The 13,180-nt window shown below is 60.6% G+C and carries 10 protein-coding genes and 1 pseudogene; 10 read left to right on the top strand and 1 reads right to left on the bottom strand.

Features of this window, described 5'->3' with window-relative positions; all coding sequences use genetic code 11:
• The first annotated feature begins 51 nt into the window (after positions 1–51).
• The 7 genes and pseudogenes from M3A44_04875 to M3A44_04905 all read left to right on the top strand — a co-directional run bounded on the left by M3A44_04875 (position 52) and on the right by M3A44_04905 (position 8,730).
• Positions 52–3,255 (top strand): type VI secretion system tip protein VgrG, encoded by a 3,204-nt coding sequence (locus M3A44_04875; GenBank protein ID MEQ6340989.1) that lies wholly within the window; start codon positions 52–54, stop codon positions 3,253–3,255.
• A 3-nt stretch (positions 3,256–3,258) separates the two neighbouring features.
• Positions 3,259–4,935: a GPI inositol-deacylase gene (locus M3A44_04880; GenBank protein MEQ6340990.1), complete on the top strand. Its 1,677-nt coding sequence runs from the start codon at positions 3,259–3,261 to the stop codon at positions 4,933–4,935.
• On the top strand, positions 4,925–5,983 hold the full coding sequence (locus tag M3A44_04885; protein MEQ6340991.1) for a T6SS immunity protein Tli4 family protein: 1,059 nt from the start codon (positions 4,925–4,927) through the stop codon (positions 5,981–5,983). The genes M3A44_04880 and M3A44_04885 overlap by 11 nt, the downstream gene beginning before the upstream one ends.
• Before the next feature lie 44 nt (positions 5,984–6,027).
• A pseudogene (locus M3A44_04890) lies at positions 6,028–6,282 on the top strand (type VI secretion system Vgr family protein).
• Between the two features lie 84 nt (positions 6,283–6,366).
• Positions 6,367–6,684: an IS66 family insertion sequence element accessory protein TnpB gene (locus tag M3A44_04895; protein ID MEQ6340992.1), complete on the top strand. Its 318-nt coding sequence runs from the start codon at positions 6,367–6,369 to the stop codon at positions 6,682–6,684.
• The gene (tnpB, locus tag M3A44_04900; protein ID MEQ6340993.1) at positions 6,681–7,022 is read left to right on the top strand and encodes an IS66 family insertion sequence element accessory protein TnpB; all 342 of its coding nucleotides are present in this window, start codon (positions 6,681–6,683) and stop codon (positions 7,020–7,022) included. The genes M3A44_04895 and tnpB overlap by 4 nt, the downstream gene beginning before the upstream one ends.
• Positions 7,023–7,173: 151 nt before the next feature.
• Positions 7,174–8,730 (top strand): IS66 family transposase, encoded by a 1,557-nt coding sequence (locus M3A44_04905; protein ID MEQ6340994.1) that lies wholly within the window; start codon positions 7,174–7,176, stop codon positions 8,728–8,730.
• Here M3A44_04905 and M3A44_04910 read toward each other — a convergent pair.
• Positions 8,675–9,025 carry a hypothetical protein gene (locus M3A44_04910; GenBank protein ID MEQ6340995.1) on the bottom strand — a complete coding sequence of 117 codons (351 nt, stop codon included), beginning with the start codon at positions 9,023–9,025 and terminating at the stop codon, positions 8,675–8,677. The genes M3A44_04905 and M3A44_04910 overlap by 56 nt on opposite strands.
• Before the next feature lie 155 nt (positions 9,026–9,180).
• On the opposite strand from M3A44_04910, the gene M3A44_04915 reads away from it, so the two are divergent.
• The 3 genes from M3A44_04915 to M3A44_04925 are packed head-to-tail and all read left to right on the top strand — an operon-like array spanning position 9,181 to position 13,159.
• Positions 9,181–11,229: an LssY C-terminal domain-containing protein gene (locus M3A44_04915; GenBank protein ID MEQ6340996.1), complete on the top strand. Its 2,049-nt coding sequence runs from the start codon at positions 9,181–9,183 to the stop codon at positions 11,227–11,229.
• Positions 11,226–11,582, top strand: coding sequence for a diacylglycerol kinase (locus M3A44_04920; protein MEQ6340997.1), 357 nt, complete (start codon positions 11,226–11,228; stop codon positions 11,580–11,582). Before M3A44_04915 ends, M3A44_04920 begins: the two co-directional genes overlap by 4 nt.
• A gap of 26 nt (positions 11,583–11,608) precedes the next feature.
• Complete coding sequence (locus M3A44_04925) at positions 11,609–13,159, top strand: HDOD domain-containing protein (protein ID MEQ6340998.1); 1,551 nt, start codon at positions 11,609–11,611, stop codon at positions 13,157–13,159.
• The last annotated feature ends 21 nt before the right edge of the window (positions 13,160–13,180 follow it).

Here is a 13,180-nt window from a genome sequence, read left to right on the forward strand (position 1 = left end):
ACCCAACCTTGGTCTTTATCATCACTCCACCAAATACTGGTAACCCCCGCCATGCCAGACTTCACCCCCCACACTTTCAAATCGACCTTGTTTGCTCAGATACAAAGCCTAATCACCCCCTTCGCCAGCGACAAACGCCTCTACGAACTCACCCTCAAAGACACGCAAGATTCCCATATCAACCTCGGCGCAGGGGGGCTACTGGTCGAAGCCTTTGCCGCCGTTGAGGCGCTGCACGCCATCGGTGCGCGCGACATCATCGTGCTCTCCACCCATGCCCACATCGAGCTTAAAACCCTGCTCGGCCAGACCGCCAGCCTGCAGGTCAGCCTGAGCGACGGCACGCGCACCACCTTCACCGGCCTCATCAACCAGTTCGCCGCGCTGGGTAGCGACGGCGGCCTGGCGCGCTACCGGGTGCGGCTGGTGCCGTGGCTGTGGTGTTTGAGCCAAAGCCACGCCAGCCGTGTCTGGCAAGACAAAACCGTGCTTGAGATCATCGAATCGGTATTTGCCCGCCACGCACCCTATGCCGCCTGGGCCTTAAGCGACGAGATCATGCCCTTTCTCGAAGAGGTCCGCCCGCGCAGTTTCTGCGCCCAATACCGCGAAAGCGACTTCGACTTCGTCAGCCGCCTGCTCACCGAAGAAGGCCTGAGCTGGCGCATTGAAGAGCATGCCGACGCGCACAGCGGCCACCGCGTGGTGCTGTTCGCCGATAGCACCCAGACCGGCGCCTTCCCCGAAGACCCCAGCAGCGCCACCCTGCTGGGCGGGTCCGGCATCCGCTTCCATGGCGCGTCCTCGCGCGAAGAACAAGACACGATCCAAGCCCTCACCGCCACACGCATCCTGCCGGTGGCGCTCACCACGCTTTCCAGCACCGACTACAAGAGCAAGCGCGCCGTCACCGCCAGTGCCCCGACGCACCATGACTACGGCGGCAAGCACGCCCCCGCGCTGGAAAGCTACGACACCCCCGGCGCCTACGCCTGGACCAGCGCCGCCGAGGCGCAGCGTTATGCCCAACTGCACCAAGAGGCGCATGAAGCCCGCACCAAACACTGGCAGGCGCGTAGCACCGTGCGCACCCTGCGCCCCGGCACCCGCTTCACTCTCACCCAGGTGCCGTTACAATCGCTCGGCACCCCCGATCCCCAGTACGCCGTGCTGAGCGTCACCAGCGTCGGCATCAACAACCTGCCCGCGCCCGTGCGGGCAGGCCTGGCCGAACTGTTCGGCGCCCTCCCCGAATTGCTGGACGACTGCCTGTACGCCCTGCGCACAGATGCACGCGCGCCGTGGCAGGCAGGCGATCTGCAGAGCAGCGCCGCCACGGACATCATGGACATGTCCCCCGCAGAGATGGACAAGTCCCTGAACCTGGACTTCCAGGCGCGCGCCCCGGACCTGCAAGACGTCATCGAACAGGCCCAAAAACTCGGTTACGCCAACCGCCTCACTGCGATCCGCGCCGACATCCCCTGGCGCCCCGTCCTCGCCAATGGCCTCGGCACCCGCCTCAATCCCCGGCCCACCGCCCCCGGCAGCCAGAGCGCCATCGTCGTCGGCGCCCACGGCGAGACCACCCCCAACGGCGCCGATGAAATCTATTGCGACCGCCTCGGCCGGGTGCGCATCCGCTTCCATTGGCAGGACCCCAGCGAAGACAGCAGCGGCAGCACCGCTTGGGTACGCGTCGCCCAGCGCAGCGCCGGCAACGGCATGGGCAGCCACTTCCTGCCGCGCATCGGCCAGGAGGTGCTTGTGCAATTCCTGGAAAGCGACATCGACCGCCCGGTCATCATCGGCGCCCTCTACAACGGCCAGGGCGAGGGCGGCATCGCCCCCACCCCCGGCGGTGCCGTCATTCCCGCAGGCCGCGCCCCCGGCACAGACCCCAACGCCCCCGACGTCTACAGCCACGCCACCGATCACCGTCCCAGCGCCCAGGGCAACCTCGCTGGCGGCCACAGCCCCGTCTGGCACGGCGGCTCGCCAAACAGCCCCGGCCACCGCAACCCTGCCGCCCTGTGGGGCATCCGCACCAAGGAATTCGGCGGGCGCGGGTATAACCAACTACTCTTCGACGACAGCGACCAGCAAGGCCGCGTCCAGCTCAAGACCACCCAGGCCGCCACCGAACTCAACCTCGGCCACCTCATCCACAACCCCGACAACCACCGCGGCAGCTTCCGCGGCCTGGGTGTTGAACTGCGCACCGATGCCTACGGCGCCGTGCGCGCCGGTGCCGGGCTCCTCATCAGCAGCTACGGCATCGCCCACAACGCCACTACCCGCGACCCCGCCGGTGACAACGCCCCCGGCCTTGCCCACCTCAAGCAAGCCAGGATCCTGGCCAACAGCTTCAGCGGCGCCGCCACCACCCACCAGAGCGTCACCTACGCCAGCCACCGCGGCAGCACCCAGGCCAACGCCAGCCACATCAACGACAAGGCCGCGCCCCTGGACGCCCTTTTCAACGCCGCCGCCGGCATGCTTGACCAAACCCGCCTCGACGCCGCCCTCACCGACGCGCACAACAAAAGCACTGCCCCCGGTGACGACAAACTCCCCCACAGCACCGACCCCATCATCGCCATCGCCGCCAAAGCCGGACTCGGCGTCGTCGCAGGCCAGAGCATACAGCTCAACAACGGCGAAACCCTCGCCGTGATGAGCGGGCAAGACAGCCAATTCATCAGCGGCGGCCAACTGCGCATGCACAGCGGCCAGGCCATCGGCATGCTGGCCGGCGCCGTCAACCCCGGCGACAACAACACCGGCCTGCAACTGATCGCCGCACAAGGCCCCGTCGACATCCAGGCCCAGAGCGACACCCTCAAGATACAGGCCAAAGACGAGATCAACATCATGAGCGCCCACGCCCACATCGACTGGGCCGCCGCCAAGAGCATCAAACTCAGCGTCGCCGGAGGCGCCAGCATCACCATCGCGGGCGGCGGCATCACCTTCGCCGGGCCGGGCAAGATATTGATACAGGCGGGGGTGAAGAGTTTTGACGGGCCGACCAGCCTGTCACGCGAGATGAATACGTGGCCGACGTCGAAGTTTGATGAAGAATTTATACTTCAGCTCCCCAGCGGCAAGATTGCGCCCAACCTAAAATTTGAAGTAACCCGCGCGGATGGTTCCAAGATCAGGGGCGCCAGCGATGCGCAAGGCCGCACCGGGTTGCAAAAAGGGCAGGTGGTGGATGTCCTCGACGTTAAAATTCTACCCAGGAACGCCTAACCCATGAGCGAAGAAAAACTCCGTGCCGTGACGATGCTGTACGACAAGGATGGCTGCCCGCTGTTCAAATCCGTGCTTTCGCCTTCGGAAAACACCACCCGCGCCCTGTGTATCGTGCCCCCGGACGAGGTGTTTCCGGTGATCTTCGTGCCGGGCATCATGGGCTCCAATCTCAGGTTCAAGGTGTCAATCAAGGAGTTCAATATAGGGAAGGACATCGCATGGCGCCCCGATGATGTCTGGCATACAGCCTGGATGTTTGCAAATTTGGAACCCGCACAGCGCCGTCTAATACTTGACCCGGAAAACACCGTACTGGACGACCGTGCCGAGATTCCCGACAGCAAACTTCCCGTTTTTAAAACGGCAGACAAAGCCGCCCGTGAAAACTGGAAGAAAGAATACGCCCGGCGTGGCTGGGGCACGGTGATGCTCGACAGTTACGGTGAAATTCTCTACCACCTGGAACTGCACCTGAACGGTATTTACGACGACAACTACGCGCTGGCCGCCTATTGGCGGGAGCGCATTCTGGGGGCCAAGGCCGACACCGGCAATGATGGCAACAGCAAACACCCGTGGGGCGTAATGAAGGGCCACACCGCCCTGACCGAGGACGACCTGAAAGAAAAAGTGGGCGATAAATACTGGTTTCCCGTCCACGCCGCAGGCTACAACTGGCTGCGCTCCAATGACGAGGCGGGCAAGGCGCTCGCCCGCCAGATCGACAAAATCATCGGTCATTACAAGAAACTCGGTTTTCCCTGCGAGAAAGTGATACTCGTCACCCATTCCATGGGCGGGCTGGCGGCACGCGCCGCGTGCCACCCCGAAATAGGCAATGCCGCCGCCAAGGTAGCGGGTATCGTGCATGGCGAGCAACCCGCGATCGGCGCGGCAGCGGCCTACAAACGTATGCACGCGGGTTTTGAGGCGGGCGGGCTATTCAATATCGTCGGCCTGATCATCGCCCGCGCCCTGGGCTGGTCGGGCAAGGAGGTCACGGCGGTGCTTTCGAATGCGCCGGGCGGCCTGGAGTTGCTGCCGACCAAACTGTATCCGCCGGGCTGGCTGCGCGTGCAGCACGGCGAAAAGGACATGATGCCGCCGCTGCCCGTGTCCAACCCCTATGCGGAAATCTATGCGGAAAAGGATAAGTGGTGGCGGTTGATGAATCCTGAGTGGATTGATCCGGGTAATGGTGATAAATCCTCCGATGCGGTAGATAAAATTTGGGATGATTATTTAGTACGGCTAGACACTGCCGAAAAATTCCACGACACCCTCGGCGCCTACTATCACCCGCTCACCCACGCCCATTACGGTGCGGATGAGAAAAACAAGGCGTGGAGCACCTTCACCTGGAAGCTGAAAGAATCCTGGTTCGGGGAGACGAAAGTAGGGGCCGGCACGGTGGATGCGCCGCCCTTGGAAAACGATGCCTTTGGCGAAGTCAAGGTAAAGTCTAACGGCATTACTGTGGAGTTCGGCATGCTGCCACCCGGCCAGCCCGGTGACGGCACCGTGCCCGAAATCTCGGGGGCTGCGTCAGCGTCCAAAGCCGCATTCGCCGCCAAGATGACCGGCTACGAGCATCAGGGCAGCTACGAAAATCCCTGGGTGAAAGATGTCACCACCTACAGCGTGGCGCGCATCGCCAGGGACAGTGATGGCAAATAAACACATGCCGCATCGCTCGATACGTATCAACAAACGGCGCCTGATCGGCGCCCTGTGTGCCGCTGTACTCATCGGCTGCACACCTAACTATGCAGGTGAAAAAATCATGACTGAACTGACGAAAACGATGCGGCCGGTGTGTGTGGGCCGATTTGTGGTGGAGATCCCCACGGCAGCGAGCATCAAGGGGTGGGATCAGAAAGTAGACATGTCAAAAATCGAAACGGTTTTTCCCCCGGCACTGAATAAAATGGCTTTCGAGAACAAGGTTGCTCAGCGTGAAACACTATTAAAAACTTCGCCGCATGAGACGGATGGTGTTTTATTTAAAAATAAAATTCAGTTGACCCCGGAAAGTGATTTATTTGTTTATCGGGAAAATGAGTCTAATCGTCGTATATTTGAACTTGAAGCATGGCTTTGGCGCCCCACACTTGAGATGAAATTTCATGCAGGAATCTCAGACCGAAATTTGGCAAGTGGAATCGAACGCATCACCAAAGTAGTAAAAAGCTTCACTCCCCTGCCCACTTCGGACACAACGCACCTCCCCGCCGGTCTGTGCATAGAAAAAGGCATCATCACCGGCAGCCATTTCCGCGCCGAAGAAGTCGCCATCGCGGGGCGTATTGACGCGTACCCCGGTGCGGGTTTCTCGTTTTCCACAAGAACAGCGGGCAAGCCACACGAAGGCCCGACAATGATCCAACGCATCGACCGTTCATTCGGCTTGGGTGACTGGATCGGCAAAGAGGCCACTGCCGCGACGAAATTCCTGCGCAAAGGCAAGCGCAGTCTCAACGGCCAACAAGGCGAGGAATTGGTCGCCGTGTTCACAAAAAACGGTGAGATGCACATGCAGGCGGATGCGGAGTTTTACCCGGAGCCGAATACGCTGGACAAGCCTAGCATCAAAGTTTCATTGGGCGATCAAACACACGATGACAATACCCATGCCCGTTATCCAAAGAATCTCACACAGGAAGAGTTTCTCGCGCTGTGGGACGCGCTGCTGAATGGCATCAAGCTCAGGCCGGGCGCGATTTAATGGTGTGTGGCAACCCCGCCGTGCCTTCACAGGGTATGGGCGTTGCCGCCCTGTGGGGCATCCGCACCAAGGAATTCGGCGGGCGCGGCTACAACCAACTACTCTTCGACGACACCGACCAGCAAGGCCGCGTCCAGCTCAAAACCACCCAGGCCGCCACCGAACTCAACCTCGGCCACCTCATCCACAACCCCGACAACCACCGCGGCAGCTTCCGCGGCCTGGGTGTAGAGCTGCGCACCGATGCCTACGGCGCCGTGCGCGCCGGGGCTGGCCTGCTCATCAGCAGCTACGGCATCGCCCACAACGTAAGCGTCCAGCCGTCCCACCTGTTTTTATAGTTACCCTTGCGCCACCCTGTGGTTTTCACAGGAGAGCGGCACATGAATATGAAATCGTTGGAGGCAAGTCGCCACTACTGGCAGCAGCACGTCGCGGCCTGGCGGTGTAGTGGCCTGAAGCAGATTGATTATTGCAGGCAGCATGGACTGGTGCCGAAGCAGCTTCGCTACCGGATCGCCAAAGACCGTCGAAACGACGTTTGCGTGAGCGGCACGGATGCGGTCACGCTGGTGCCCGTGCAGATCGAGGAGGTCAACGGTGCTGGGTTGGTGTTGCAGAACGCGGGGGGGTGGCAGCTCACGCTGCCGTCCGGTGTTTCGGCAAGCTGGCTGGCAACCTTGCTGCGGGGCTTGTCATGATTGCGCAGCCGCATACGATCTGGGTGGCGGTCGCGCCGATGGACATGCGGGTGGGCATCGATGGTCTGTCGCTGCGGGTGCAGCAGGCGCTGGGCAAGGCCCCCTGCGATGGCTCGGCCTATGTGTTTCGTAACCGTCGCGGTGATCGGCTCAAGGTGTTGCTGTGGGATGGCAATGGCGTGTGGTTGTGCCAGCGCCGGTTGCATCGGGGGCGCTTCGTCTGGCCGCAGGCGGACAGTCCGGTCTGGTCATTGGAACTTGCCCAATGGCAGTGGCTGATTGCTGGTGTCGACTGGCAGCGGATGTCGGCCCAACCGGCGGCCGACTGGCGTTTGTGACGATTGAAGCCGCCATGAAAAATGGTGAATAAAAACCTGTATTTATGCGGCTTTCTGCGGTGTTTCATGGTATAATTTTGTCATGAAAAACGTTGCCGAAGCAGCCCTGCAAGACGCTCCTGCCGCTCTCAAAAACTGGGCTGTGCTGGCGATGCAGCAGCTCGACGAAAAGAGTAACAAAGTACAACAGTTAAGCGATCAACTGTCACTGCGCGACCAGCAGCTCAAACACGCCGACCTCAAAATCCAGGCCCTGACCTTCGAACTCGCCTACTACAAGCGCATTCGCTTTGCCAACAAGAGCGAACAATTCTCCTTGGAGCAGCGCGAGTTGTTCGAGGAAAGCTGGAATACCGACACCAGTGCGCTGGAAGCCGAAGTGGAACAGCTGGCATCTACCCAGCAACCCAAGCGCGAACGCGCCGGTCGCCAGCCGTTGCCGAATCATCTCGGCAACCGCTCCATGCGTTGCTCTACCTCCTGCATCCATGCAGTCGTCCCGCGCATCGAGCATCGCCACGAACCTGAGGGTTGCACCTGCGGCCAGTGCGGCAAGGATCTGGTCAAGATCGGCGAAGACATCAGCGAGCAACTGGATGTCGAGCCCGCCCGCTTCTTCGTGCATCGCCACATTCGTCCGCAGTATGCTTGCCGTGCTTGTGAGACCGTCAGTGCGGCGCCGATTCCGCCGGCGGTCATCGACGGCGGCATGGCGGCGCCGGGCTTGCTCACCTGGGTGATGGTCAGCAAATTCATGGATCACCTGCCTCTCTACCGGCTGGAGCAGATCGCGGCCCGCAGTGGGGTTACCCTGTCACGCTCCACCTTGGCCGAATGGGTAGGTCGCATTGGCGTGGCACTCCAGCCGCTGGCCGACCGGCTAGCTGAGATACTTCGCCAGCGCACCGTCTTGCACGCCGACGAGACCCCGGTGCAGCAACTCGACCCCGGACGGGGAAAAACGCTACGCGCCTTCCTCTGGGCCTACCGAAGTTGCGATCTCGAACAGGGAGACCCCCTCGTCCTCTTCGACTACCAGACCGACCGGCGCGGCAAACATGCCAGGAACTTCCTGCAAGGCTGGAAGGGTGCCCTTATGGTCGATGATTATGCCGGCTACAAAGGCCTGTTCGCCCACGCCGTGGTGGAACTGGCGTGCCTGGCCCATGCGCGGCGGAAATTCTACGATCTGCATGCCGCCCATCAGAGCCCGATTGCGGCCGAGGCATTGAAGCGCATTGCCGGACTCTATGCCATCGAAGATCAGGGCAAGACCCTGGGCATCGAAGATCGTCATGCATTACGCCAGCAACACGCCAAGCCGAAGCTGGACGAATTCCATGCCTGGCTCCAGCGCACACGGCTCACCACCGCCACGGGTAGCGGCACCGCCAAGGCCATCGACTACAGCCTCAAACGCTGGGATGCAATCAAGCGCTACCTCGGGGATGGCCGTTACCCCATCGACAACAACCCGGTGGAAAATGCTATCCGTCCTATTGCGCTTGGTAAAAAGAATTGGCTGTTCACCGGCAGTGAACGCGCGGGCCGCCGCGCCGCCGCCATCCAGAGCCTGTTCGCAACGGCGAAACTCAACGGCATCGAGCCGGCTGCCTGGCTGAAGGATACGCTGGAGAAACTGCCGACCTGGCCTAACAGCCGCATTGATGATCTGCTGCCATTGCGGTCTGTACAGGCATCAGGCTGAGTTGTATAGATGGGGCGGCTGGACGCTTACCATTCTCCGCCGCCTTGTGATACCACACCACGGCCTCTGCTTCATTCTGTGCCACGCCAGCACCACTGTGGTACATCAGCGCCAGATTGAACTGAGCCTGAGGATTGCCCTGCATCGCCAGAGGGGCGATGAGGGTAGCCGCCTGGCCGTAATCCCCGGCACGGGCGGCATCCAGGCCATCAAAGGCATCGCTCGCCTGCGCCAGCGGTGCGGCTGTTAGAGCAGCAAAAATCAGCGCTGCGGGGAAAAACATTTTTTTAAACATGACTGTCTCCTGACGGTTTGGGTTGTCGTGAGAAGATTGTAAAAGCCGTAGCCGGGGCTTTCTGTTAGCGTCATCACAGTTTCGCAATGATGCCGGAAACGGCGCACGCCATTTATCGCCCCAAAAGCGTGTGCATATGGCTATAATCCCAAGCCATGCATTCCGAGTACCTGCAACCGTTGCTTGATTGGATCGCCCAACATCAAACCTGGGCGGGTCTTGCCGTTTTTCTGCTGTCCATCTCCGAGTCGCTGTTGATCGTGGGGCTGTTTGTGCCGGGCACAATAGTGATGTTCGGCATCGGCACGCTGGTGGCGACGGGCAGTCTTGAATTATGGGAGACGCTGGGCTGGGCGACGCTCGGCGCTATCGTCGGGGATGGCATCAGCTACTGGATTGGCTATTACTACAAAGACCGCCTGCGCGGCATGTGGCCGCTGCGGCGCTACCCGTGGCTGGTAGCACGGGGCGAGACCTTTTTCCTGCGCCATGGCGGCAAGAGCGTGCTATTTGGGCGCTTCGTGGGGCCGGTACGGCCCATTATCCCGACTATCGCGGGAATGATGGGCATGTCCCCCATCCGCTTCACGGTGGTCAACGTCGCTTCGGCAGTTACCTGGGCGCCCGCCTATCTGCTGCCGGGAATCATTTTCGGTGCGTCGCTGGGACTTGCTTCGGAGGTCGCTTCACGCCTGGCGGTGCTAGTGGTGGGACTACTGGTGGGCGTGTGGCTGACGGTATGGGGGGTGCGCCGCCTGTTCCTGGCGTTGCAACCACGCGCCGGTGTGCAGCTGACGCGTCTGCTGGCGTGGAGCCGCGCCCACCCGGTGCTCGGTGGTGTCACCGCAGCGGTGATCGACCCCGATCATCCCGAAGCCAAGGGTCTGGTTATCATGGCGGGCATCCTGGCCCTCGCTTCGTGGGCCTTTTTGTGGACGGTGGGCCATGTGGTGAGTGGCAACCCGCTGGCCTATCTCGACAGCTCCGTTGCCCATATCATGCAGGGCCTGCGCACCCCCTGGGCGGATCAACTCATGGTGCTGTTGTCGGGGCTGGGCGATGCCTCCGCCGTCCTGCTGCTGGTGCTGGCGATCCTGCTGTGGCTGGCGTGGCAGCGCCGCTGGTTTGCTGCGGCCCATTGGGTGGCGGCGGTGGCCTTTGCCGCCCTGCTGCCGCTGATTCTCCAGGTAACGCTGGATGTACCGCGCCCGGAGGCCACCTATAACACACTAATAACACTGGGATTCCCTAGCGGCCATGCCGCGATGAGCATGATTATGTACGGCTTTCTCTCGGTACTCGTGGCGCGCGAACTGCCCGGCCACCAGCGTTGGCTGCCGTATGCCACAGGCGGCTTGATAATTATTGCTGTTTCGCTGTCACACCTGTATCTCGGCGCGCGTTCATTGTCGGATGTGCTGGGTGGCCTCACGCTGGGCCTGGCCTGGGTCGCGCTCTTGGGTATTGCCTATGTCAGACATCAACCACCCAGCTTGCCGGTGCGCGGGATGCTCATCGCAATGCTGGCGGCGCTGGTAGTGGGCGGGGGCTGGTATATCAGCCGTCACTATGACCAGGATCTGCAGCGTTACGCGCCCCGTTATGCGATTCGCACACTGGACACCCAGGCGTGGTGGACGCACGAATGGCAAACCTTGCCCGCCCGCCGCATCGACCTGGGTGGCGGGCTGGAGCAGCCCCTCACGGTACAGTGGGCGGGGACTATTGAAAATCTGCGCAGACATTTACAGGCGCAGGGCTGGCGCACCCCGGCGTCGCTCAGTTCCGCCGGGATGCTGAACTGGCTGACACCCAACCCTGCTCTTGCGCAACTGCCGGTATTGCCGCAGGCGCATGATGGCCGTCATGAGGCGCTGCTGCTGGTTCGCGCCACGGCGACGAAAGACCGTCAGCTTGTGTTGCGCCTATGGCCGTCCGACACCACGTTGGATCAGGCCTTGCCGGGGCAGGAGGTCCCACTATGGGTCGGCACCGTAACCTGGCAGCATTTGGCACACCCACTGCCGCTGTTTACCGTCCCATTCACCGAAAACAAATTTGACGGCCCGCTGCGCGAGCTGCAGCCCTTTCTCACTGGCATTACCTGGCAGTTGGTTCAGCGCCCCTCGGCGCAAAATGCGCAGTGGAACGGTGGCGTGACCTTGATATCACAGCAACCGCTCGCGGCGGGGAAGCGTCCGTGAAAAACCAGGGCTTGGCCGCGCGCCTGGGCTTCGCCTGGGCAGGCCTGTGTGCGGCATGGCGTAGCGAAAGCAGCCTGCGCACGCAGGTATGGATCGCGCTGGCAGTGATCCTCGTCATGGCGGTTTTACAGCCCGCGCCGCTGTGGTGGGCGCTGGTGGGAATGACGATTACCCTGGTGCTGGCGGCAGAATTAATCAACACTGCATTGGAACATTTGGTGGATCATCTGCACCCCGAACGCCACCCGCGCATCAAAATCGTTAAAGATTGCGCCGCTGCTGCCGTTTTAGTTCTGAGCATAGGTGCGGTGTGGGTAGGCGTGCTTATGCTATTGTCCGTAATGGAGAATTAACCCAGATATTTCACGGAGCTCAGATATTGGAACAATCGCAGACCCTCAGGGATATCTACGCACAGATGGACCACATGGGCGATTTGCCGGTGTTCAGCGCCAGCGTCAACCGCATCCGCCTGGTCAGCACTCATCCTGACAGCAATGCCATGGATTTGGCACAGGAGGTGCTGAAAGACACAAATTTGAGCGTCAAGCTGCTGCGTCTGGCCAATTCATCCCATTACAATCGCGGCCTGGGCAAGCTTGGGTCCATCTCCCGCGCAGTGATCCTGCTGGGTTTCAATACGGTCAAAAACCTGGGCTTCACGCTGAAGTTCATCGAAAGCTTTCAGCAAGACCACCCAGGCATAGACATGGGCAAGATTCTGGTACGGTGTTACCTCACTGCTGGCTTTGTACGCAATGTGGCGATCAAATGTGGCATAAAGGATGCTGAAGAAAGTTACATCTGCGCGTTGCTGCATAACCTCGGAGAGGTGGCGTGCGCCTACTTCCTGCCTGGGAAATATATCGAACTTCTCAACCTGAAAAAATCCCAAACACTACGCGGCGGGGAGGCCGAGCAGGCCGTACTGGGAATGTCATTTATAAACATAGGCAAAGCGCTAGCGACAAACTGGGGATTTCCTTCTACAGTGACCAGCACCATGGCCGATTACCTGCCCGACCGTGAGGGACCGATACGCAGCAGCGGCCAGCTAAACCGCGCGCTGTCATCACTGGCCAGCCGGGTGGTCGACCAATTATACGTAGAGCATGCCCCTTCCGAAATGACTTTCCAGCATCTTCTCGGTGACCTGGCCAAGGCCGCCGGCACCGATGTCGGAGTGATAGAAGAGAAACTGTCCGCTTCCTTCAAGATGTCATGCGACCTGGCGGGGGAATATGGGCTCAACAGGAAGATGCTCCAGCCGTTGATGAGAGAAGGTGAAGACGAATCGCGTGACAGGATAGCCCGTACCTTTGCCTATTACGCGGCCAATAAAAACCCGGCACCGGATAGCACAATCGCGGCCCTTATCGCCCCGCAAGACACAGCGCCCCCCTCTGCCAGTCATAGCGGCAACCCCATGCTCCAACTGGAAACCATCCAACAGATCACCGGCCTCATCACCCATTCGGCCAGCCTCAGCACGATCTTTCTCAAAGTGCTGGAAGGCATCCATCTTGGCGTAGGTTTTGAACGGGTGGTACTGTGTCTGTTGAGCACGGATCGTGCGTCTTATTCCGGCAGGCTTGCGCTTGGGGAAGGTGCGGAAGACCTCAAGCGCTACTTTTGTTTACAGATCAACACCGCGCGCGACTTACTTTCAAAGGTGCTCATGGAAGGCAACGAGTTGGTCGTCGAAAATGTTTCGGATGCTTCCTGGCGCGGCCTGATACGCGACGATTTTTTTGCCCGCACCAAGGCATCCAGTTTTATGCTGTCGTCCCTGCACCATCGCGACAAACCCGTGGGGCTGTTTTATGCTGACAAGGCCATCTCAAACTCGCCGATTACCGCCGGAGAGCGGCGCGGCTTCTCGCAATTTGTTGCACAGGCGAAACTCGCCCTACTGCATCTCAACAAGTAACCAAATCGGGTGCCAGCAAGC

It is taken from the genome of Gammaproteobacteria bacterium (genome assembly GCA_040183005.1).
Classification (GTDB): Bacteria; Pseudomonadota; Gammaproteobacteria.